We start from the raw sequence: 22,683 nt of genomic DNA, 5'->3' as shown, positions 1-22,683 counted from the left end.
CCTCCTTTATTGCTGGAACGGATAGACGGAGCCGAGCTGCAAAATGCGCGTCAGGGCATCCAGCGCCTCGCGCCCTTCCCGCAGCAGCAGAGGGTCGATCAGGTCGGCCTGGGTCAGACGGTCGCGATAGTAGCGGTCCACCCAGTCGTTAAGCGTGTTAAACAGGGTATCGTTCATCATCACCGCCGGGTTCACCGCCCGCTGCTCTTCGGCGGTCAGCACCACGCGCAGGCGCAGACACGCCGGACCGCCACCGTTGGCCATGCTTTCACGCAGATCGAACACCCGCAGCTCGCTGATGGGGTTATCCTCTGCCACCAGCTGGCTCAGGTAGCGCCAGACGCCCGGGTGGTTCTGCGACTCCTGGGGCAGGACCAGCATCATGCTGCCGTCGTCGCGGCTCAGGAGCTGGCTGTTAAACAGGTAGGTTGCCACCGCGTCCTGCACCGAGACCGCCCCGGTCGGCACCTCTATGGGCATAAAGCCGGGCACACGATCGCGCAGGGACTGCAACAGCGCGGGCTGATCGACAAACGCCTGCTCGTGGCAGAACAGCACCTGGCGATTCGAAACTGCAATCACGTCGTTATGGAACACCCCCTGGTCAATCACCAGCGGGTTTTGCTGGGCAAACATCAGCTGCCCCGGATTGACCTGATTCAGGCGGGCCACGGCCTGGCTTGCGGCCAGGGTCTGACGGGCCGGGTAGCGGGCAGGCGCGCGGCCAGCCCCCTCGTCACGGCCATAGATAAACAGCTGCAGGCCCGGCTCGCCGTAATCGCCGCCGAGACGGTTATGGTTGGCCGCCCCTTCGTCGCCGAGCATTGCCACCTGCGGCAGCGCCGTATGCACGCTGAAGCGGGATTCATCGCGGAAGATGGCGCGCAGTACCTGTTCCGTGGTGCCGGCCTCACTGGCGCGGTGGAACTTGTTATTGAGGTTCGCCACCGTCAGATGCACTTTCCCGTCGAGCGTATCCGCAGACGGGGCCACCGTGGCGGCGTTGGCCACCCACATAGAGGAAGCCGAGCTGGCGGCGGAGAGCAGCTGCGGCATCTGGGTGCCCGCCTTTTCCACCACCTGCTCGTCCGTGCCGGTAAAGCCAAGCTGACGCAGCACACCGACGTTGGGCCGCTCCTGGGGCGGGATCACCGCCTGAGGGAAGCCCGCATCGGCCAGCGCCTTCATCTTTAACAGACCCTGCTTTGCCGCCAGCCGCGGGTTGGAGATCTGAAAGCGGTGCTTTGTAGAGGCCTCATTGCCGAACGACAGCCCGGCGTAGTGGTGGGTCAGCCCCACCAGCCCGTCGAAGTTAACTTCACGCGCTTTCATGACGCTTCTCCCGTGTAAAATCGAGACCCGGATTCAGCTGCTCCGGCAGGACGATGGCGGCGGTCTCGAGGCTCGCCATCGGCCAGGCGCAGTAATCTGCCGCATACCAGGCGCTGGCGCGATGGTTGCCGGAGGCCCCCACCCCGCCAAAGGGTGCGGTACTGGCCGCGCCGGTGAGCGGTTTATTCCAGTTGACGATCCCGGCGCGGGCCTCCAGCAGCAGCTGGTCAAAGCGCTCGCGATCCGGGGAGATCAGCCCGCACGACAGGCCGTAGCGCGTGGCGTTTGCCATGGCGATGGCCTGGTCAAAATCGTCGTAGCGCCAGACGCACAGCAGCGGGCCAAAGACCTCTTCATCCGGCACGTCGCGCACGCCGGTCATCTCAACAATGGCCGGGGTGAGTAAAGAGGTGCCCGCTTTCACCAGACGCGGTTCCAGCAGCGACTGGCCGCCACGGGCAACATGCTCCCGCCAGGCGTGATAGACATTTTTTGCCGCCTGCTCGGAGATCAGCCCGCCGATAAACGGCTGGTCGCTGGCATCCCACTCGCCCGGCAGCAGGCGTCCACTCACCTCAACCAGACGGGCCAGGAAGGCATCGCCTTCTGCCCCGCTTTTCACCAGCAGGCGACGGGCGCAGGTGCAGCGCTGCCCGGCGGTTATAAAGGCCGACTGGATGGTCAGGTGTACCGCGGCGTCGATATCCGCCGGGTCGTCAACGATCAGGGCATTGTTGCCGCCCATCTCCAGTGCCAGAATTTTTTCCGGCTGACCGGCGAGCTGGCGGTGCAGCTGATAGCCGGTCCCGGCGCTGCCGGTAAACAGCAGCCCGTCGATGTCGCCGAGGGCGCTCAGGGCCTGGCCGGTTTCACGTCCGCCCTGTACCAGGTTCAGCACGCCCGGCGGCAGCCCGGCCTGCTCCCACAGTTTGACCACCGCCTCACCGCTCCACGGCGTCAGCTCGCTCGGCTTGAAGATCAGGGTATTGCCCGCCAGCAGCGCGGGCACGATGTGGCCGTTCGGCAGATGGCCGGGGAAGTTATAGGGGCCAAACACGGCCAGCACGCCGTGCGGGCGATGGCGCAGCGTGGCGGCACCGTCGGCCATCTCGGTGCGCTGCTCGCCGGTGCGGGTGTGGTACGCCTTTATCGAAATGGCGACCTTGTTGATCATGGCGGTGATTTCGGTCGCCGCCTCCCAGCGCGGCTTGCCGGTTTCGCGGGCAATGATGCTGGTCAGCTCCTGCTTATTCGCCTCCAGCAGGGCCGCAAATTTCTCGACAATCGACTGGCGGGCGCTGAACGGCAGCTTTGCCCAGCCGGGGAAAGCGCCGCGCGCCGCGCGGCAGGCCTGTTCAACCTGCGCCGGACTGGCGTCCGCCCCCTGCCAGAGCAACTCCTGGCCTACCGGGTTGTGCTTGCTGCGTAGTTCACCTTCGCCGGTGACCCAGTCGCCGTTAATCCATAAGTTCATACCGATTTCTCCTCGGGGCACAGGCGCACCATGCGAATACGATCGCCAGCGCGGCATTTCAGGGCATCCAGCTGCGCAGGGGTCAGCACCAGACGTTCACAATCAGGATCCACGCGGATCAGCGTGGCGCGGAAATGGTCATACTGCTCGTTTGCCACCAGGCAGGCCGGAAATTCCCCCGGCGCAGGCTGGCCCTCGGCCACCTCCACCAGACGGCTTTTACGGATCGCCCGCACCCGGTCAATATCGCACTCCAGGGTCGGGCCGCCGTCGAAGATGTCGACATAGTTGCGGTAGCGGAAGCCCTCTTTTTCCAGCACCGCGCGCGCCGGGGCAGTGTGCGGATGCACTTCGCCAATCACCGCCTGCGCCTCGGGGCTGAGGAAATGGGTATAGATGGGGTGTTTCGGCATCAGTTCGGCGATAAAGGCTTTCTGCCCGGTGCCGCACAGGTAGTCCGCCTTGCTGAACTCCATGGAGAAGAAGCGCTCGCCCAGGCTTTTCCAGAACGGTGAGAAGCCGGTTTCGTCGATCACGCCGCGCATCTCGGCGACCACTTTTTCGTTAAAGCGATCGCGGAAAGCGGCCATAAAGAGAAAGCGCGATTTGGAGAGCAGATAGCCGTTGCCCTCCTTGCGCCATGACGGGTCGAGAAACAGCGAGCACAGTTCGCTGCTGCCGGTGTGATCGTTACTGAGAAACAGCGTCGGCAGCGCGTTGTAGACGTTCAGCTCTTTCGAGGCATGCACCAGCGTGCCCACGCGGTAGTTGTACCAGGGATCGTTCAGGCCCACCGCCACCTCAATGGCGCAGATCCCCGCGACGGTGCCGGTGTCGGACTCTTCCAGCACAAACACATAACCCTGTTCGCCTTTCGGCAGCGTCCCTTGCCAGGTCTCGATGGAGCGCTCGATGCGCGCCGAGAGCGTATTTTCATCAACGGGAAGCGAGGTCAGCCCGCCTCCCGTCTTACCGGCAAGCTGCATGAGGGCGGGTAAATCACCGCGCTCAATGGGACGGATGACCATCATGATGACACCCCGGACTTCACCTGTTCACAGGCCAGCGCAAAGCGATCTAACCCGGTCCGCACCTCTTCTTCGCTGACAATCAGCGCAGGCGCAAACCGCACCACGTTAGCCCCGGCGATCAACACCATCACGCCCGCTTTTGCCGCTTCCTGTGAAATAAGTTTAGCTTTTCCGGCGAATTCGTCCGTGAGTACACAACCGATCAGCAGCCCCAGACCGCGAATTTCTTTGAACAGGCCGGTTTTGCTGTTAATGGCCTGCAGACGCTCGACGAACCAGTCGTGACGCTGCTTCACGCCGTTCAGCACTTCCGGGGTGTTGATGATATCCAGCACCTGACCTGCCACCGCCGACGCCAGCGGGTTGCCGCCGTAGGTGGTGCCGTGGGTACCGACGGTCATCACGCGGGCAAATTTGTCGGTGGTCAGCATCGCCCCGACCGGGAAGCCGCCGCCCAGCGCCTTGGCGGTAGAGAGCACATCCGGCGTGACGCCATAGTGCATATAGGCATACAGCTCGCCAGTGCGCCCGACGCCGGTCTGCACTTCGTCAAAAATGAGCACCGCGTTGTGACGATCGCACAGTTCGCGCAGCCCCTGCAGGAAGGCTTTATCCCCGGGCAGCACGCCGCCTTCACCCTGCATCGGCTCGACGATCACCGCGCAGGTGGTATCGTCAATCAACTCGCTGGCAGACTGCAGATCGTTATAGACCGCGTGGCGGATATCCGGCGGCAGTGGCGCAAAGTCCTGGGAATAGGAAGGCTGCCCGCCGGCGCTGACGGTAAACAGGGTGCGGCCGTGGAAGGCATTTTTGAAGGCGACGATGCCGCTTTTCTGGCTGCCGAAGTTATCGTGAGCATATTTGCGCGCCAGTTTCAGCGCGGCTTCGTTGGCCTCCGCGCCCGAGTTACAGAAGAACACTTTTTCCGCAAAGGTGGCGTCGATCAGTTTTTTCGCCAGACGCAGCGCGGGTTCGTTGGTGTAGCCGTTGCCGGTATGCCAGAACTTCGCCGCCTGGTCGTTCAGCGCCTGACGCAGCGCCGGATGGGCGTGTCCCAGGGCATTGACCGCAATACCGCCGGCGAAGTCGATATACTCTTTACCCTGTTGATCCCACAGGCGCGAGCCCTCTCCCCGTACCGGAATAAAAGCCGCCGGGGCGTAAACCGGCATCATCCATTCATCAAAGTTTTCACGCGTAATTGACAGAGACATAGCGACCTCATCCGGTAAACAAAAAGTTGATTAAATGTTAAATATTTATGTGTTTGCCCTGTGAATGTAGATTGCAGCGTTCGTGCCAGCCAGCGATAAAAATGCATAAACGGGATGAGACAACGAAATATCAACAGGTTACAATATGGAGTTATTCACTGTTATTGCATAAAAAGTGAATATTTTTACAACAAGCGGCGCTTTACCGAAGGAAAAACAGAAATATTATGCATAGGCCAAATATAATTCTGGAATTGTGATCGCTCGCGAAATTTGTATAGCTTTTACGCGCCATCAGAGGGCGTAATGCGCCAGAACGGTGCAGAAATTGCACCGTTGATACAAGCTGTCGCAGTAATTGGCCGAACATACGCAGCGGCGGGAGTCAGCCGTCGGAAATTCTGCTACCATCCTTGCACTATTCACCTTGCACTGGCAGCGACTATGAAATTTGTCTCTTTTAATATCAACGGCCTGCGCGCCCGTCCTCATCAACTGCAAGCCCTCGTCGACCAGCATCAGCCTGACGTGATCGGCCTGCAGGAGACAAAAGTTCACGACGATATGTTCCCCCTCGAAGAGGTGGCAAAACTGGGTTACAACGTCTTCTATCACGGCCAGAAAGGCCATTACGGGGTGGCCCTGCTCACCAAAGAGACGCCGGTTTCGGTGCGCCGCGGCTTCCCGGGTGACGGTGAAGATTCCCAGCGCCGCATCATCATGGCGGAAATTCCCTCACCGCTGGGCAACATCACCGTGATCAACGGTTACTTCCCGCAGGGCGAGAGCCGCGACCATCCCCTGAAGTTCCCGGCGAAAGAGAAGTTCTATCAGGATCTGCAGACCTTCCTCGAAACCGAGCTGAAAAAAGAGAATCCGGTGCTGATCATGGGCGACATGAATATCAGCCATACCGATCTGGATATCGGCATCGGCGAGGACAGCCGCAAGCGCTGGCTGCGCACCGGGAAGTGCTCCTTCCTGCCGGAAGAGCGCGAGTGGATGGGACGTCTGCTGGACTGGGGTCTGGTGGATACTTTCCGCACCGCCAACCCGGAAACCCAGGATCGTTTCTCGTGGTTTGATTACCGCTCTAAAGGCTTTGATGACAACCGCGGCCTGCGCATCGACCTGCTGCTGGCAAGCGGCCCACTGGCGGAGCGCTGCATCGAAACCGGGATCGACTACGAGATCCGCAGCATGGAAAAACCCTCTGACCATGCCCCGGTATGGGCAACCTTCGACGTGAAGTAGATGCGGATAAATCGCGGTAAATTTCTGCTTATATGCGCCCTTCTGGGCGCTTTTAGCATCATCTTTACGCAACTGCCTCCCGGCGCCCTGACGCTGGAAAATCTTCAGGCGCAGCACCAGGCCCTGCTGCTTTACTGCCAGCAGGCACCGTTAAAAAGCGCCGCGCTCTTTTTTATTGTCTATGTGCTGGTCACCACCCTGTCGCTGCCGGGCGCAGCGCTACTGACCCTGCTCGGCGGGGCGCTGTTCGGCCTGTGGCCGGGGATTGTGCTGGTCTCGTTCGCCTCGACGCTTGGCGCGACGCTGGCAATGCTTACCAGCCGCTACCTGCTGCGTGACTGGGTGCAGCGCCGCTTTGCCGGGCCGATGCGCACCGTCAACCAAGGCGTCTCCCGCGACGGGGCGTTTTATCTCTTTGCCCTGCGCCTGGTGCCGCTGTTTCCGTTCTTTATGGTCAACCTGCTAGCCGGAGTGACTACACTTGGCGTGAGACGCTACTGGTGGGTCAGCCAGCTCGGCATGCTGCCGGGGGCGATTGTCTATCTGAATGCCGGGCACCAGTTGGGGCAGATCGCCTCGCTGCGTGATATCCTCTCGCCCGGCGTGGTTTTAGCCTTCACGCTACTGGGGCTGCTGCCGCTCATCACCCGCTGGCTGCTGGCCCGTTTTTCCCGCACTTCTCCATAACAGGGAGGCATTATGCGCCGTGTGCGTTTTTGCATGTTGTTAACGGGCCTGCTGATGGCAGGACAGGCGCTGGCCGATGACGGCTGGCAGAAAATCAAACAGGACGCCCGGGGCCAGACCGTCTGGTTTAACGCCTGGGGCGGCGATGAGGCGGTGAACCGCTACCTGGACTGGGTGAGCGGCGAGATGAAAAGCCACTACGCCATTAACCTGAAGATTGTCCGTCTGGCGGATGCCGCCGACGCGGTGAAGCGGATCCAGACCGAAGCCAGCGCCGGGCGCAAAACTAACGGCTCGGTGGATCTGCTGTGGGTGAACGGGGAGAACTTCCGCACCCTGAAAACCGCCGGACTGCTGCAGACCGGCTGGGCGCAAACCCTCCCCAACTGGCGCTATGTGGATACAACCAAACCGGTCAGCGAAGATTTCGCCATTCCAACCGAAGGGGCTGAATCCCCCTGGGGCAGCGCCCAGCTCACCTTTATTGCCCGTCGCGAACAGCTTGCTGAGCCGCTGGCGGACGCCGGGGCGCTGCTGGAATACGCCAGCAAACATCCCGGCACCGTCACCTACCCCCGCCCGCCCGACTTTACCGGCACCGCGTTCCTGGAACAGCTCCTGCTGACGCAGACCACCCAGCCGGAGGCGCTGAAACAGCCGCCGGACAGCGCCACCTTTGCCCGCGTTACCGCCCCCCTGTGGGCCTATCTGGATAAGCTGCATCCTTATCTGTGGCGCGAGGGCAAAGACTTCCCGCCGTCTCCGGCGCGGATGGATGCTTTGCTGGCGAGCGGAAATTTACGCCTGTCGATCACCTTTAACCCGGCCCACGCCCGGCAGAAAGTCGCCAGCAAGGAGCTGCCAGCGGACAGCTACAGCTTTGGCTTCCGCCAGGGGATGATCGGCAACGTCCATTTTGTGGCGATCCCGGCTAACGCCTCGGCCAGCGCGGGGGCAAAGGTCGTCGCGAACTTCTTACTCTCGCCAGAGGCGCAGATCCGCAAGGCGGACCCGGCCAACTGGGGCGATCCAAGCGTGCTGGACCCGCAGAAACTGCCTGCCTCCCAGGCAGAAAAGCTGCGCCAGTTTATTCCGGCGGATCTTCCACCGACCCTTGGTGAGCCGCATGCCGCCTGGGTTAACGCGCTGGAGCAGGAATGGCTTCGTCGCTACGGCACTCACTAAGCGCCCTGGCCTGGCTGCTGCTGGGCGCGGTGTATCTGCCGCTACTGCCCGCCTTCGGCCTGCTGCTGCCGCCGATTTTTTCTGCGGATAGCTGGCGGGCGCTGGCGGCCGATCCGCAGCTGCCGCAGGCGCTGATCGCCACTCTGGTTTCTACCCTGATTGCCGCCGCCGGGGCGCTGATGCTGGCCCTCGCGGTGGTGGCCGCCCTGTGGCCCGGCAGCCGCTGGCGGCGGCTGTGCAACCATCTGCCTTGGCTGCTGGCGATCCCGCACGTGGCTTTTGCCGTTAGCGTATTGCTGGTTTTTGCCGAAGGCGGCGCGCTCTATCGCGTCTGTACGATCTGCTCCCCGGTGATGGATCGCTACGGGATCGGGCTGGGCCTGAGCCTCGCCGTCAAGGAGAGCGCCTTCGTGATGTGGGCGATTTATGCCTCGCTGCCGGAGAAGGAACTGGCACAAAAAGTGACGATCCTGCGATCGCTGGGCTACGGCCGCTGGCAGGCGCTGCGCTGGCTGATCCTGCCCGCCATTGCCCCGGCGCTGGGGGCGGTAATGCTGGCGGTGATCGTCTGGTCGCTGTCGGTGGTGGATGTCGCCCTGATCCTCGGGCCCGGTAATCCCCCCACCCTGGCGGTGCTGGCCTGGCAGTGGCTGACGCAGGGCGACAGCGTCCAGCAGGCCAAAGGGATGCTGGTATGCGCGATCCTGCTGGTGCTGCTGGAACTGATCGCCATCGCGGTGTTTATCGGCTGGCGGCGCTGGCGGCGCACCATCCCGGCGGTGTCCGGGGAGCGCCCGACGCCGCGCCCGCTTGTGATGGGACAAGCCTGCGGGGTGCTGCTCCCCCTGGCCGGTCTCGCCAGCATCGCGGTGCTGGTGCTGGTGGCGGGCAATGCCAGCGTCACGCGCGAGACGGCCGGGCTGAGCCTGACGCTGGGGCTGCTCTCTGCGGGTATTGCGCTGGGGATGATTCTGCTGTGGCTCGAGTGGGGCCCGCAGCGCGGCGCGTTCTGGGTCTGGCTGCCGCTGGCCCTTCCCGCCCTGCCGCTGGTGGCCGGGCAGTATCGGCTGGCGCTGCTGTTACAGCTGGACGGACAGTTTATCGCCGTGCTGTGGGGGCATCTGCTGTGGGTGCTGCCGTGGATGCTGCTGGTGATGCAACCGGCCTGGCGCAGGCTCGATCCGCGCCTGATCCTGACCGCCCGCACGCTCGGCTGGGGATCGCTTAAAATTTTCTGGCTGATCAAATGCCCGCAGATGAACCGCCCGGCGCTGACGGCGTTCGCGGTCGGCTTTTCCGTCAGCGTGGCGCAGTATCTGCCCACCCTGTGGCTGGGGAGCGGACGGTTTGCTACCCTCACCACCGACGCCGTCGCGCTCAGCAGCGGCGGGAGCAGCGCGGTGCTGGCGGCGCAGGCGCTGTGGCAGCTGCTGCTGCCGATGCTGGTTTTCGCCGCCTGCATTGTACTTTCCAGGCTGATTGGCCGTTTTCGACAGGGGTTACGTTAATGCTGATGGTCAAGGATGTTTCGCTCTCGCTGCGCCAGACAACGCTGCTGCACAACGTCAGTTTTATCGTGCAGCCAGGGGAGATCCTCACCCTGATGGGCCCCTCCGGCAGCGGGAAATCCTCGCTGTTTGCCTGGATGGTGGGGGCCCTGCCCGCGGATTTTCGCGCCGAAGGGGAGCTGTGGATCAACGCCCGGCGCTGCGACACCCTGCCCACCGAGCAGCGGAGCCTGGGGCTGCTGTTCCAGGATGCGCTATTGTTCGATCACTTCAGCGTCGGGCAGAACCTGCTGCTGGCGCTCCCGGCGTCGGTCAAAGGCGCGGCGCGCAAACAGCAGGTCAACGACGCGCTGGACGCCGCCGAACTGAGCGGATTTTTTCATCGCGATCCCGCCACGCTTTCCGGCGGGCAGCGCGCCCGGATCGGCCTGCTGCGCGCCCTGCTGGCGCAGCCGCAAGCGCTGCTGCTTGATGAGCCGTTCAGTCGTCTGGATAAAACGCTCCGCGATCAGTTTCGCCGCTGGGTGTTTGCCGAAGTGCGCAGCCTGGGCATTCCGGTCATACAGGTGACCCACGACGAGGACGATGTACCGTCCGGCGGTCGGGTGCTGGCGATGGAGAAGTGGCAATGAATCGAAGGGCAACCTGCGCAAACGCAACGTTTTTAGTCGGGAGGGTTGCCACAATCACGGCTCTTTTCTCTTACGACGGGCATTTCGATGAAACGTGTTTCTCAACTGACCGCGCTGACCGCCGCTTTAGGTCTCGCCGCTTTCTCTTCTTTCGCCGCTGATATGACGCACTCCCTCACCCTGGCTGAGCTTCAACAGCAAAAAGGCGCGGTAATTGATACCCGCGTCAGCGCCTTTTACAACGGCTGGCCCCAGGCACTGAACGGGACCTCCGGGCATGAACCTTCGGCTCTTAATCTTTCTGCCAGCTGGCTGGGCGCGATGAACGAGGCGCAGCTGAAAGCCTGGGCCACGCAGCATCAGTTAACTCAAGCAACCCCCATCGCGTTATACGGCAGCGACAGCGATAACCAGGCCGTGAAGGCGCGGCTGAGCGAGGCGGGCTTCAGCCACATCGCTTTGCTCGGTGACGCCCTGCAAATCCCGGCGCGCCTGCAGCGCCTCGCCCACTTCGAACAGCTGGTTTATCCCCAGTGGCTCAGTCAACTTCAGCAGGGTAAACCCGTGACCGCCGCCCCTGCCGGGGAGTGGAAAGTGATTGAGGCCGCCTGGGGCGCGCCGAAATTTTATCTGCTGAGCCACATTCCCGGTGCGGACTATATCGACACCAACGAGGTAGAGAGCGAACCGCTGTGGAACAAGGTCTCCGATGACGCGCTCAAAGCCATGCTGGCGAAACACGGCATTCGCCATGACACCACGGTGATCCTTTACGGACGCGACGTCTATGCCGCCGCACGCGTGGCGCAAATCATGCTGTATGCCGGGGTGAAAGATGTCCGCCTGCTGGATGGCGGCTGGAAAGCGTGGGACGAAGCCGGCCTGCCGGTTGAGCGCGGCACGCCGGGCAAAGTGACCCCCGCCGCCGATTTTGGCGCGCCAATTCCCGGTCAGCCGCAGCTGATGCTGAATACTGAACAGGCGCGCGGCCTGCTGCATCGTAAGGACGCCTCGCTGGTGAGCATCCGCTCGTGGCCGGAGTTTACCGGCGTCACCAGCGGCTACAGCTACATCAAGCCCAAAGGTGAGATTCAGGGCGCTCGCTGGGGCCATGCGGGGAGCGATGCCACCCATATGGAAGATTTCAAGAACCCGGACGGCACCATGCGCAGCGCGGACGATATCGCGGGGATGTGGAAGCAGTGGCATATTCTGCCGGATCAGCAGGTGGCGTTTTACTGTGGCACCGGCTGGCGGGCGTCCGAAACCTTTATGTACGCCCGGGCGATGGGCTGGAAAAACGTCGGCGTCTATGACGGGGGCTGGTATGAGTGGAGCAGCAACCCGCAGAACCCGGTGGTAACCGGTGAACGCGGGCCAGACAGTACGCTGTGATCACGGCTGGCGCTGAACGTTTTTCAGCGTCAGATACCCGCTCCAGATGCGCGTTGCGGTGGTGAGCCAGCACAACGCGCCAAACACCCACGCCAGCCAGCCGAAATACGCCGGGAACAGGCAAAAAAGCAGAAACAGCAGTAGCGTTTCCGTCCCCTCCGTCAGGCCCCCCAGATAGTAAAACGACTTATGGGCATAGCCCGGATTATCAATCTCATGCTTCGCGGCCAGCGCCGCAAACGCCAGAAAACTGCTCCCGGTGCCGATAAAGGCAAACAGCAGCCAGGCGGCGGGCAGCGCGTTCTGAATGGGATCGGCGAGGGCAAAACCAAAGGGCACCAGGGCGTAGAACAGGAAGTCGAGAGAGATATCGAGAAAACCGCCAGCATCGGTCAGCCCGCGCCGCCGGGCCAGCGCCCCGTCCAGCCCGTCAAGCAGACGGTTCAGCACAATGGCCACCAGCGCCGCCAGATACCAGCCCAGCGCCAGAAACGGCAGCGCCAGCAACCCGATGGCAAAGCCAATCAACGTAATACCGTCCGGGGTGATGCCCGGTTTATCAAGGGTGTTCACCAGCCGGTTAAGCAGCGGCTTGATGCGCGGGTGAAGGTGACGGTCAAGCATCGCGTTTCTCTCCTGCCACTGCACACAATCCCTGCGAGGGGATCTCCAGCGCCGCGTTAAAGCGGGCCGACAAATTCTGGAAAGCGATCAGGGCCGTCATCTCGGTGATCGCCTCCTCGTCAAAGTGACGGCGCAGCGCCGCTTTGGTGGTCTCATCAACCGTCGGCGGCGTGGCGGTCACCGCCTCCGCATAGGCCAGCGCGGCGCGCTCTTTATCGTTGAACAGGCTGCTGTCGCGCCATGTTGCCACCGCCTGCACCTTATCCAGCCCGCCGCTGCGTTCTGCCAGGCGCAGCGCGTTGGCGTCGATGCAAAAGGCGCAGTGGCAGATCTGCGAGATACGGGTCATCAGCAGCGAACGCAGCCCCGGCTCGAGCGGCGATTTTTTACGCTCCAGAAAGCCGACAAACAGCGCCACCAGCCAGAAGAGCCGGGGCATGCGTCCCCACCAGCGCAGGGGATTAAGCACCGCGCCATAATGTTTTTTCTGCATCGAGGCAACTGGCGTTAGAATGGCGGGGATGGATTCGATGGGTTTAACCCAGACTGGCGGTATCTCTTTCACAGGATGCTCCCTGGCGTGTTAAGTGCGCAGATCCTAACTCTTTTTCTCTCAACCATTATTGACGATCATGCTAAAAACACTCGATGTTGTCTGCGCTATTCTCGAACGGGATGGCAAAATTTTACTGGCGCAACGCCCTGAGCATGCGGATCAGCCGGGTTTGTGGGAGTTTGCCGGGGGTAAAGTGGAAACCGGGGAGACGCAGCCCGACGCGCTGGTGCGTGAGTTGCGCGAGGAGCTTGGCATTGAAGCCCGCCCTGCCCGCTACGTCGCCAGCCATCAGCGGGAAGTGTCGCAGCGACTCATCAATCTGCACGCCTGGCACGTACCGGAATTTACCGGCGCACCCCAAACGCACTACCACAGCCAGCTGGTGTGGTGTTCACCGCGCGAGGCGCTGGAGTACGATCTCGCCCCGGCGGATATCCCTTTGCTGGAAGCGTTTATTCTCTTACGCGACGCCACACCAGCGGATTCGTACTCAGGGCATTAGGATCGCGCTGGCACTGCAACAGTACACCTTCGGCTTTTACCACCGCCCCTTCTGAATAGTTCTGATCCTGATAGATGCAGCACTGGTTGCACGGCGGCGGACGCTGACCGCTGGAGCTGAAGATCTCCGGCGGGATATTCACATCCACGCCGGTGCCAAACCGCTGGTCGGCCTGACTGCCGGCCGAGAAAACCCCAAGCAAAACAGCCATCACAATACGCTTCATAGACGTCTCTTCCTGTTGTGTCCTGATAATCACTATAACGGTAAAAAGTGGCCGAAGCTTTAATCCCTCCGGTCATCGTTTTTTGTTATGACCCGGCGCGTTTAATGAATTTATCTGGACGGCGAAATTTCGCTTGCATTCAAAAGGCCATCGGGTGGTATAGTCGAAAAACACAACAACATGTATATATTTGTAACAAACAGAATAATCCCAATATATAAGAGGAACTTATAGTTATGGACCAGGCTTGCTCCCTTGAATCCTTTTTGAATCGTGTTCAACAGCGTGACCCGCACCAGAGCGAATTTGCTCAGGCAGTACGTGAAGTAATGACCACCCTCTGGCCATTCCTGGAACAAAACCCCCGCTATCGTCAGATGTCCCTGCTTGAGCGCCTGGTTGAACCTGAACGCGTGATCCAGTTCCGCGTGGTATGGGTCGATGACCGCAATCAGGTGCAGGTCAACCGTGCCTGGCGCGTGCAGTTCAGCTCCGCGATTGGCCCGTTCAAGGGCGGGATGCGTTTCCACCCGTCGGTGAACCTGTCGATCCTGAAGTTCCTCGGCTTTGAGCAGACCTTTAAAAATGCCCTGACCACCCTGCCTATGGGCGGCGGTAAAGGCGGCAGCGATTTCGATCCGAAAGGCAAAAGCGAAGGCGAAGTGATGCGTTTCTGCCAGGCGCTGATGACTGAACTCTATCGTCACCTGGGCGCGGATACCGACGTACCGGCCGGGGATATCGGCGTGGGCGGTCGCGAAGTGGGCTTTATGGCCGGGATGATGAAAAAACTCTCCAACAACAGCGCCTGCGTCTTTACCGGAAAAGGCCTCTCCTTCGGCGGCAGCCTGATCCGCCCGGAAGCCACCGGCTATGGTCTGGTCTACTTCACGGAAGCGATGCTGAAGCGTCACGGTATGAGCTTTGACGGGATGCGGGTTGCGGTTTCCGGCTCCGGCAACGTGGCCCAGTACGCAATCGAGAAAGCGATGGAGCTGGGCGCGCGGGTGATCACCGCCTCTGACTCCAGCGGTACCGTGGTTGACGAAGCGGGCTTCACTACCGAAAAACTGGCGCGCCTGTGCGAGATCAAAGCCAGCCGCGACGGCCGCGTGGCCGATTATGCCCGTGAGTTCGGGCTGGTCTATCTGGAAGGCAAACAGCCGTGGGCCGTACCGGTGGATATCGCCCTGCCGTGCGCCACCCAGAACGAACTGGACGTGGATGCCGCGCACCAGCTGATCGCCAACGGCGTGAAAGCGGTGGCCGAAGGGGCCAACATGCCAACCACCATCGAAGCCACCGACCTGTTCCTGCAGGCTGGCGTGCTGTTCGCACCGGGTAAAGCGGCGAACGCCGGCGGTGTGGCAACCTCAGGTCTGGAGATGGCGCAGAACGCCGCGCGTATGGGCTGGAAAGCGGAGAAAGTGGATGCGCGTCTGCATCACATCATGCTGGATATTCACCACGCCTGCGTCGAGTACGGCGGCGAGGAGAAGCAGACCAACTACGTTCGCGGCGCGAACATTGCCGGGTTTGTGAAAGTGGCGGATGCGATGTTGGGTCAGGGTGTGATCTGATTCTGTGGCTGTGCCGGGTGGCGCTGCGCTTACCCGGCCTACGGTTCGTGCTTTTGTAGGCCGGGTAAGGCGTAGCCGCCACCCGGCAATTTCTCAGGCCGCACTCTTCTTCTTAAACTTTTTCTTCTTGTCGCCGCCCGGCGCCACCATGCCGCGAAAATCCCTCACCGAGGTGTTGCGCGCCTGGTTGATCAAATCAAATAAGGTGCCCACCAGCGGCTGCATAAAGTCCTGATAGCGACACTGCTTCTCGCTGATCTGGGTCAGCACCGACTCCCAGTGCGCGGTCATGTCCGGTCTGGCAGCCATCTCCGGCAGAGAGTGGATCAGCGCCCGGCCCGCATCCGTCGAGTGGATATAGCGCCCTTTCTTGTGCAGAAAACCGCGTTTGAACAACAGCTCGATAATCCCGGCGCGGGTCGCTTCCGTTCCCAGCCCGTCGGTGGCGCGCAGGATCTTCTTCAGATCTTTATCCTGCACAAAGCGGGCGATCCCGGTCATGGCAGAAAGGATTGTGGCGTCGGTGAAGTGGCGCGGTGGCTGGGTCTGTCGCTCCACCACTTCGCCTTTCTCGCACAGCAGCTCGTCGTTTTTCGCCACCACCGGCAGCGGCGTACCGTCGTTCTCCTCGTCCCGCTCTTTATTGCCCAGCAGCGTGCGCCACCCGGCTTCCGCGAGGAATCGGGCTTTAGCGATAAACTTGCCTTTGGCGATCTCCAGCTCAATAACGCACTTGCGGAACACCGCATCCGGGCAGAACTGCATCAGATACTGGCGGGCCACGAGGTTATAGACCTTCGCTTCGTTATCCGTCAGGTTGACGGAACTGCTGCGCGCCGTCGGAATGATGGCGTGGTGAGCATCCACCTTTTTATCGTCCCAGCAGCGGTTGCGGGTGTCCGGGTTGACCACCGGCTGCGGCACCAAATCGGGAGCGTGCGCGGCAATGGCGTTCAGTACCGCGTGACGCCCGGCGAAATGCTCTTCCGGCAGGTAGCGGCTGTCGGAACGCGGATAGGTAATCAGCTTGTGCGTCTCATACAGCTTCTGGCAGATATCGAGCACGTTTTGCGCGCTCAGGCCGTAGCGTTTTGCCGCTTCAATCTGCAAAGCAGAAAGCGAGAACGGCAGCGGCGCAGGTTCTGATTCCCGTTTATCGTTATAGCTGGTGACCACAGCGGGCTGACCCTGGATGCGGGTCACCACGTGATCGGCCAGCGGTCGATGCAGCAGACGCCCCTCTTCATCCTGATAGGGTTCGCAGGCCTCGCTAGGCTGCCACACCGCGGTAAAGCGTTCGTCTTTCGGGGTGACGATATGGGCTTTCACCTCGAAGTAGTCTTTGGCGACAAAGTTCTCGATCTCCTCATCGCGACGCACCACCAGCCCCAGCACCGGGGTCTGCACCCGGCCCACCGAGAGCACACCCTGATACCCGGCGTTACGCCCGAGAATGGTATAGGCGCGGGTCATGTTGATGCCGTACAGCCAGTCGGCGCGGGCACGGGCGAGCGCCGAGACGCACAGCGGGACAAACTCGCTGTTGGATCGCAGACGCGAAATGGCCCGCTCGACCGCCTGCGGGTTGAGATCGTTAATCAGACAGCGCTGCACCTGCTGGCGTTTTTCCGGGGCCAGACTCAGGTAATCCAGCACTTCGTCCACCAGCAGCTGACCTTCACGGTCCGGGTCACCGGCGTGGATCACTTCCGTCGCCTCATTCAGCAGCCGCTTAATCACGTTCAGCTGTTTGGTCACCGACGGGCGCGGCTGCAGCTGCCACTTTTCCGGCACGATGGGGAGATCGTTCAGATTCCAGCGCGCGTAGCGGCTGTCGTAGGCGTCCGGCTGGGCCTGCTCCAGCAGGTGGCCGATACACCAGGTCACCACCTGCCCGTTTCCGCACTCAATATAGCCATCGCCCTTGCGATGCGGTTTGGGTAAAACATCCGCAATCGCCCTGGCGAGGCTCGGTTTTTCGGCAATAAATAACCGCATTGAATTAACGGATCTCAATCATCGGACGGCCGCCGCGGGCGGTCACCAGCTCGCCAATGGCGGTGAGGGTGATGCCGTACTCGGCGGCTGTCGCGCGGACGTCGTCTTCGGCGTCTGGGGTTACTGCCAGCAGCAGGCCGCCGGAGGTCTGCGGATCGCACAGCAGATCGCGCCACTCGGCAGGCATCTCGCCCATCAGATGGCCGTAGCTGGCGAAGTTACGCTGCGTGCCGCCCGGGACAGCGCCCTGGGTAATGTAGGCTTCGACGCCCGGCAGTTTAGGTATGTCCTGATACCAGAGCTGCGCCTGCACGCCCGCGCCCTGACACACTTCGCTGAGGTGGCCCAGCAGCCCGAAGCCCGTCACGTCGGTCATCGCCTTCACGCCGTCGATATTGGCAAAGGCGGCACCGGCCAGGTTCATCTGACACATCACTTCCGTCGCCAGCCCTTTGTGCTCTGGCAGCAGCAGTGATTTTTTCTCGGCGGTGGTGAGCACGCCGATACCCAGCGGCTTGGTGAGGAACAGCTTGCAGCCCGCTTCAGCGGTGCTGTTGCGTTTGACGCGTTCCGTGGGTACCACGCCCGTGACCGCCAGGCCGAAAATCGGCTCCGGGGCATCAATGGAGTGGCCACCCGCCAGGGCGATCCCCGCCTGCTGGCAGGCAAAACGCCCACCCTCGATCACCTCGCGGGCGATCTCCGGGGCCAGGGTATTGATCGGCCAGCCGAGGATCGCAATCGCCATGATCGGCTTGCCGCCCATGGCAAAAATATCGCTGATGGCGTTGGTGGCCGCGATGCGCCCGAAGTCGTACGGGTTGTCGACGATCGGCATGAAGAAATCGGTGGTGCTGATGATGCTGGTGCCGTTGCCCAGATCGTAGACGGCGGCATCGTCGCGGGTTTCGTTGCCCACAAGCAGGTTCGGGTCGACAAACTTCGCCTGCTCGCTGTGCAGGATGGTCTCCAGCACTTTAGGTGAAATTTTACAACCGCAACCGGCTCCATGGCTGTATTGCGTTAAACGAATGGCTTGCTCGCTCATGACAATCTCCTTTCATTACAATTGCACTATGTTAGCGCTCATTCCATTAAGTGATAAGTATGACTGTCTGAATTCTGCTGCGCTTGCTCAGGATCCAGACAGTTTTTATGAGGATGTTCAGAATCGGGTGACGAAAGGCGCGGTGTCGGGCACGGAAACGGTGGTCGAGGCTTTAAGCTGCGGGGTGCCCAGATAGAGGAAACCGACGATTTTATCGTCTGCGCCGCAGTCGAGGCCTTCACGCACCACCGGGCTGTCGGTTAACGCGCCGCTGCGCCAGATACCGTTGTAGCCTTGTGCAACCGCCGCCATCTGCATCGCCATCACCGCGCAACCGGCAGACATCTCCTGCTCCCACACCGGTACTTTGTGCTGCGGCTGGCATTTGGCGACCACGGCGATGATCATCGGGGCGCGGAACGGCGCGTTGCGGGCTTTCTCAATCGCCTTCTCATCCTGGCCGGCAGCGATGGCACCTTTTTCCAGCAGCGTGCTGAAGCGATCGCGTCCGTCACCCTCGATGATAAAGAAGTGCCACGGCTGTAAGGTGCCGTGGTCCGGGGCGCGCATCCCGGCGCGGAGAATGTTGTCCAGCTGTTCGCCAGCCGGAGCAGGCTCCGCCAGGCGCGAGGCGCTACGACGGTTAACAAGCAGTTCGAGTGCATCCATTGGGTTAACTCCTGTCTTGAAATTTACTCAAAATTAACACGACGGCAGATTTTGTTACAGCGTAGCAGGCGATTCCTGCTGACAAGTGACGGTCGGGTCATTACGATAGCCCGACAACACCGTCCAGTCTGGACGGACAGGTAATTATCTGGACAGGGAGAATACATGCGAACCCTCTGGCGACTGCTTGCCGGTTTTTTTAAATGGACGTGGCGACTGCTTAATTTCGTCCGCAACCTGGTGATGAACCTCTTTTTCATCCTTATTGTGATGGTTTGCGTCGGTGTCTGGATGCACCTCAGCGCCACCAGCCAGAGCCAGAACGCCGGGCGCGGCGCGCTGCTGCTGGATATTACCGGCGTGGTAGTGGATAAACCGTCCACCAGCAATCGACTTGGCGTACTGGGCCGCCAGCTGTTTGGCGCTACCAGCGACCGTCTGCAGGAGAACTCGCTGTTCGATATCGTCGACGCCATTCGTCAGGCGAAGGACGATCGCAACATTACCGGCATCGTGCTGGATCTGAAAAACTTTGCCGGGGCGGATCAGCCTTCAATGCAGTACATCGGTAAAGCGCTGCGCGAGTTCCGCGACAGCGGCAAACCGGTGATTGCGGTGGGCGATAACTACAGCCAGGGGCAGTACTATCTGGCGAGCTTTGCCAACAAAGTATGGCTTTCGCCGCAGGGCAGCGTGGATCTGCACGGCTTTGCCACCAATGGCCTCTATTACAAATCGCTGCTCGACAAGCTGAAGGTCACCACCCACGTCTTCCGCGTCGGGACCTATAAATCCGCCGTTGAGCCGTTTATCCGCGACGATATGTCCCCTGCCGCCCGTGAAGCGGACAGCCGCTGGATTGGCGAGCTGTGGCAGAACTACCTGAGCACCGTTGCCGCGAACCGTCAGATCACCGCTGAGCAGGTGTTCCCGGGCGCGCAGGGCGTCCTGGACGGGCTGCGTAAGGTGGATGGCGATACCGCGAAATATGCTCTGGACAACAAACTGGTGGATGCTCTGGGCTCCAGCGCCGAGGTTGAAAAATCCCTGACCAAACAGTTCGGCTGGAGCAAAGAGGAGAAGAACTTCAGCGCCATCAGCTTCTACGATTATCAGGCGAAAAAACCGGCCGATACCGGGGACAGCATCGCCGTGGTCTTTGCTAACGGGGCGATTATGGATGGCGAAGAGACGCCGGGTAACGTCGGGGGTGATACCACCGCCGCACAGATCCGCGACGCGCGTCTCGATCCGAAAGTGAAAGCCATCGTCCTGCGGGTCAACAGCCCGGGCGGCAGCGTCAGCGCATCAGAAGTGATCCGCGCTGAACTGGCAGCCGCGCGCGCCGCCGGTAAGCCGGTGGTGGTTTCGATGGGCGGTATGGCGGCATCCGGTGGCTACTGGATCTCCACCCCGGCGAACTACATCGTGGCGAACCCGAGCACCCTCACCGGCTCGATTGGCATCTTCGGGGTGATTAACACCGTTGAAAACAGCCTCGACTATCTGGGCGTGCACACCGACGGCGTCGCCACCTCACCGCTGGCCGATATCTCCGTAACCAAAGCGCTGCCGCCGGAAGTGTCGCAGATGATGCAGCTCAGCATTGAGAACGGTTATAAGCGCTTTATCACCCTGGTGGCGGACTCCCGTAAGCGAACCCCGGAGCAGATCGACCAGATTGCGCAGGGTCACGTCTGGACGGGCCAGGATGCGAAGAACAACGGTCTGGTGGATAACCTGGGCGACTTCGACGATGCCGTGGCGAAGGCCGCTGAACTGGCGAAACTGAAGCAGTGGCACATCGATTTCTATCAGGATGAGCCGACCTTTATGGATCTGGTGATGGACAGCTTCTCCGGCTCGGTAAAAGCCATGCTGCCGGACGCGCTGCAGGCTTACCTGCCGGCCCCGGTCGCCACGGCGGCGAAAGCGGTCAAAGCGGAGGGCGACAAGCTGGCCGCCTTTAACGATCCGCAAAACCGCTACGCGTTCTGCCTCACCTGCGCTAACGTACGTTAATCCTCATCCCCTCTTCTGCGAAGAGGGGATTTTTCTTTGAAGCAAACGAACATAACATCATGCAAAAGAAATCAATTTATGTGGCCTATACCGGCGGTACCATCGGTATGCAGCGCTCGGAAAATGGCTACATTCCGGTATCCGGCCACCTGCAGCGCCAGCTGGCGTTAATGCCCGAATTCCATCGCCCGGAGATGCCGGACTTCACCATCCACGAGTACGATCCGCTGATGGACTCTTCCGACATGACCCCGGAAGACTGGCAACATATCGCTGACGACATCAAGGCGCACTACGACGACTACGATGGCTTCGTGATCCTGCACGGCACCGACACCATGGCGTTTACCGCCTCGGCGCTGTCGTTCATGCTGGAAAACCTCAGCAAGCCGGTGATCGTCACCGGGTCGCAGATCCCGCTGGCAGAGCTGCGCTCCGACGGACAGATCAACCTGCTCAACTCCCTGTACGTGGCGGCCAACTTCCCGATCAACGAGGTGAGCCTGTTCTTCAACAACCGGCTCTATCGCGGGAACCGCACCACCAAAGCCCATGCCGACGGCTTTGACGCCTTTGCCTCACCGAACCTTACGCCGCTGCTGGAAGCGGGGATCCATATCCGCCGCCTCGGCACGCCGCCAGCGCCGCATACCTCCGGCGAGCTGGTGGTACATCCCATTACCCCGCAGCCCATCGGCGTGGTGACAATCTATCCGGGCATCTCCGCCGAGGTGGTGCGTAACTTCCTGCGCCAGCCGGTGAAGGCGCTGATCCTGCGCTCCTACGGCGTGGGCAATGCGCCGCAGAACGGCGAATTCCTGAAAGAGCTGCAGGAGGCGAGCAGCCGCGGAATTGTGGTGGTGAACCTGACCCAGTGCATGTCCGGCAAGGTGAATATGGGCGGCTATGCCACCGGTAACGCCCTGGCCCATGCGGGAGTGATCAGCGGGTTCGATATGACGGTCGAGGCGACGCTGACTAAACTTCACTACTTACTCAGTCAGGATCTGGATGTGCAGGCGATCCGCACCGCAATGATGCAAAACCTGCGTGGCGAACTGACGCCAGACGAATAAGGAGCCCCTATGAAGCAACGAGCCCTGTTACTGGTCGATTTACAAAATGATTTTTGCGCCGGCGGCGCGCTGGCGGTAGCCGAAGGCGACAGCACGGTAGATGTTGCCAACGCGCTGATCGGGTGGTGTAAAGCACGCGGCGAAGCGGTGGTTGCCAGCCAGGACTGGCATCCGGCGGATCACGGCAGCTTTGCCAGCCAGCATAACGTTGAGCCCTTTACCCAGGGCGAGCTGGACGGCCTGCCGCAAACCTTCTGGCCCGATCACTGCGTGCAGCACAGCGAAGGCGCAGAGCTGCATCCCCTGCTCAACAGCAAAGCCATTGACGCGGTGTTTCAGAAGGGCGAAAACCCGAACATCGACAGCTACAGCGCCTTTTTTGATAACGGCCACCGGCAGAAAACCGGGCTGGATCAGTGGCTGCGCCATCACGAGATCGTGGAGCTGATCGTGATGGGGCTGGCGACGGACTACTGCGTGAAGTTTACCGTGCTGGACGCGTTGCAGCTGGGCTACCGGGTGAATGTGATCACCGACGGCTGTCGCGGGGTGAACATTCAGCGTCAGGACAGCGCCCAGGCCTTTATGGATATGGCGGCGGAAGGCGCCACGCTGTATACCCTGGCAGACTGGCAGGAAACGCAGGCGTAGCGCGCCTGTTCGCCGG

Annotated in this window: 21 protein-coding genes; 11 read left to right on the top strand and 10 right to left on the bottom strand. The window is 61.2% G+C overall.

Annotated elements, in window-relative coordinates:
• Nucleotides 1-6 precede the first annotated feature (6 nt).
• From astB to FFB58_RS01515, 4 genes are read right to left on the bottom strand one after another with little or no spacing between them, the layout of a single operon-like run.
• Nucleotides 7-1,332 carry an N-succinylarginine dihydrolase gene (gene astB / locus FFB58_RS01530; protein WP_138368771.1) on the bottom strand — a complete coding sequence of 442 codons (1,326 nt, stop codon included), beginning with the start codon at nt 1,330-1,332 and terminating at the stop codon, nt 7-9.
• Entirely contained in the window at nt 1,319-2,806 is a 1,488-nt protein-coding gene (astD, locus tag FFB58_RS01525; protein WP_138368770.1) for a succinylglutamate-semialdehyde dehydrogenase, read from the bottom strand. The genes astB and astD overlap by 14 nt, the downstream gene beginning before the upstream one ends.
• On the bottom strand, nt 2,803-3,837 hold the full coding sequence (gene astA, locus FFB58_RS01520) for an arginine N-succinyltransferase (protein ID WP_138368769.1): 1,035 nt from the start codon (nt 3,835-3,837) through the stop codon (nt 2,803-2,805). Before astA ends, astD begins: the two co-directional genes overlap by 4 nt.
• Complete coding sequence (locus FFB58_RS01515) at nt 3,834-5,054, bottom strand: aspartate aminotransferase family protein (protein ID WP_138368768.1); 1,221 nt, start codon at nt 5,052-5,054, stop codon at nt 3,834-3,836. Before FFB58_RS01515 ends, astA begins: the two co-directional genes overlap by 4 nt.
• A 444-nt stretch (nt 5,055-5,498) precedes the next feature.
• On the opposite strand from FFB58_RS01515, the gene xthA reads away from it, so the two are divergent.
• The 6 genes from xthA (at nt 5,499) to FFB58_RS01485 (ending at nt 11,715) form a co-directional block, all read left to right on the top strand.
• A complete protein-coding gene (xthA, locus tag FFB58_RS01510; protein ID WP_138368767.1) occupies nt 5,499-6,308 on the top strand; it encodes an exodeoxyribonuclease III in 810 nt (269 codons plus the stop codon).
• Between the two features lie 6 nt (nt 6,309-6,314).
• Complete coding sequence (locus tag FFB58_RS01505; RefSeq protein ID WP_171029930.1) at nt 6,315-6,995, top strand: VTT domain-containing protein; 681 nt, start codon at nt 6,315-6,317, stop codon at nt 6,993-6,995.
• Between the two features lie 33 nt (nt 6,996-7,028).
• Entirely contained in the window at nt 7,029-8,180 is a 1,152-nt protein-coding gene (locus tag FFB58_RS01500) for an ABC transporter substrate-binding protein (protein ID WP_286172533.1), read from the top strand.
• The gene (locus FFB58_RS01495; protein ID WP_138368764.1) at nt 8,153-9,688 is read left to right on the top strand and encodes a thiamine ABC transporter permease; all 1,536 of its coding nucleotides are present in this window, start codon (nt 8,153-8,155) and stop codon (nt 9,686-9,688) included. The genes FFB58_RS01500 and FFB58_RS01495 overlap by 28 nt, the downstream gene beginning before the upstream one ends.
• Nucleotides 9,688-10,320 (top strand): ATP-binding cassette domain-containing protein, encoded by a 633-nt coding sequence (locus FFB58_RS01490; protein WP_138368763.1) that lies wholly within the window; start codon nt 9,688-9,690, stop codon nt 10,318-10,320. Before FFB58_RS01495 ends, FFB58_RS01490 begins: the two co-directional genes overlap by 1 nt.
• Before the next feature lie 87 nt (nt 10,321-10,407).
• Nucleotides 10,408-11,715 carry a sulfurtransferase gene (locus FFB58_RS01485; protein ID WP_138368762.1) on the top strand — a complete coding sequence of 436 codons (1,308 nt, stop codon included), beginning with the start codon at nt 10,408-10,410 and terminating at the stop codon, nt 11,713-11,715.
• On the opposite strand, the gene FFB58_RS01480 is transcribed toward FFB58_RS01485, so the two are convergent.
• Together FFB58_RS01480 and FFB58_RS01475 are read right to left on the bottom strand one after the other, a co-directional pair.
• Nucleotides 11,716-12,339 carry a CDP-alcohol phosphatidyltransferase family protein gene (locus FFB58_RS01480; RefSeq protein WP_138368761.1) on the bottom strand — a complete coding sequence of 208 codons (624 nt, stop codon included), beginning with the start codon at nt 12,337-12,339 and terminating at the stop codon, nt 11,716-11,718.
• Nucleotides 12,332-12,832 (bottom strand): carboxymuconolactone decarboxylase family protein, encoded by a 501-nt coding sequence (locus tag FFB58_RS01475; RefSeq protein WP_138369233.1) that lies wholly within the window; start codon nt 12,830-12,832, stop codon nt 12,332-12,334. The genes FFB58_RS01480 and FFB58_RS01475 overlap by 8 nt, the downstream gene beginning before the upstream one ends.
• A gap of 139 nt (nt 12,833-12,971) precedes the next feature.
• Between FFB58_RS01475 and FFB58_RS01470 the strand changes: the two genes are divergently transcribed.
• On the top strand, nt 12,972-13,397 hold the full coding sequence (locus FFB58_RS01470) for a pyrimidine (deoxy)nucleoside triphosphate diphosphatase (protein ID WP_138368760.1): 426 nt from the start codon (nt 12,972-12,974) through the stop codon (nt 13,395-13,397).
• On the opposite strand, the gene FFB58_RS01465 is transcribed toward FFB58_RS01470, so the two are convergent.
• Nucleotides 13,348-13,623, bottom strand: a complete 276-nt coding sequence (locus FFB58_RS01465; RefSeq protein ID WP_138368759.1) for a YnjH family protein — start codon at nt 13,621-13,623, stop codon at nt 13,348-13,350. The genes FFB58_RS01470 and FFB58_RS01465 overlap by 50 nt on opposite strands.
• A 236-nt stretch (nt 13,624-13,859) precedes the next feature.
• On the opposite strand from FFB58_RS01465, the gene gdhA reads away from it, so the two are divergent.
• A complete protein-coding gene (gdhA, locus tag FFB58_RS01460; RefSeq protein ID WP_039029036.1) occupies nt 13,860-15,203 on the top strand; it encodes an NADP-specific glutamate dehydrogenase in 1,344 nt (447 codons plus the stop codon).
• 93 nt (nt 15,204-15,296) lie between these two features.
• Here the strand turns inward: gdhA and FFB58_RS01455 are convergent, their stop codons facing one another.
• The 3 genes from FFB58_RS01455 to FFB58_RS01445 all read right to left on the bottom strand — a co-directional run bounded on the left by FFB58_RS01455 (nt 15,297) and on the right by FFB58_RS01445 (nt 18,918).
• Nucleotides 15,297-17,201: a DNA topoisomerase III gene (locus FFB58_RS01455; RefSeq protein WP_138368758.1), complete on the bottom strand. Its 1,905-nt coding sequence runs from the start codon at nt 17,199-17,201 to the stop codon at nt 15,297-15,299.
• A 4-nt stretch (nt 17,202-17,205) separates the two neighbouring features.
• A complete protein-coding gene (selD, locus tag FFB58_RS01450; protein WP_138368757.1) occupies nt 17,206-18,249 on the bottom strand; it encodes a selenide, water dikinase SelD in 1,044 nt (347 codons plus the stop codon).
• 117 nt (nt 18,250-18,366) lie between these two features.
• Nucleotides 18,367-18,918 (bottom strand): NAD(P)H nitroreductase, encoded by a 552-nt coding sequence (locus tag FFB58_RS01445; RefSeq protein ID WP_039029033.1) that lies wholly within the window; start codon nt 18,916-18,918, stop codon nt 18,367-18,369.
• Nucleotides 18,919-19,083: 165 nt separating this feature from the next.
• Here FFB58_RS01445 and sppA point away from each other — a divergent pair, with 165 nt between their 5' ends.
• Genes sppA through pncA form a run of 3 tightly spaced genes read left to right on the top strand, consistent with a single transcriptional unit; the run spans nt 19,084 to nt 22,667 of the window.
• On the top strand, nt 19,084-20,940 hold the full coding sequence (gene sppA / locus FFB58_RS01440) for a signal peptide peptidase SppA (protein WP_138368756.1): 1,857 nt from the start codon (nt 19,084-19,086) through the stop codon (nt 20,938-20,940).
• 59 nt (nt 20,941-20,999) lie between these two features.
• Nucleotides 21,000-22,016 carry an asparaginase gene (gene ansA, locus FFB58_RS01435; RefSeq protein ID WP_039029031.1) on the top strand — a complete coding sequence of 339 codons (1,017 nt, stop codon included), beginning with the start codon at nt 21,000-21,002 and terminating at the stop codon, nt 22,014-22,016.
• A 9-nt stretch (nt 22,017-22,025) separates the two neighbouring features.
• A complete protein-coding gene (gene pncA, locus FFB58_RS01430) occupies nt 22,026-22,667 on the top strand; it encodes a bifunctional nicotinamidase/pyrazinamidase (protein WP_039029030.1) in 642 nt (213 codons plus the stop codon).
• The last annotated feature ends 16 nt before the right edge of the window (nt 22,668-22,683 follow it).

Source organism: Enterobacter sp. MF024, assembly GCF_005843915.1.
GTDB lineage: Bacteria > Pseudomonadota > Gammaproteobacteria > Enterobacterales > Enterobacteriaceae > Enterobacter > Enterobacter barmai.
Note: the sequence above shows the minus strand (reverse complement) of the source record. Positions and strands in the feature narration are given on the sequence as shown.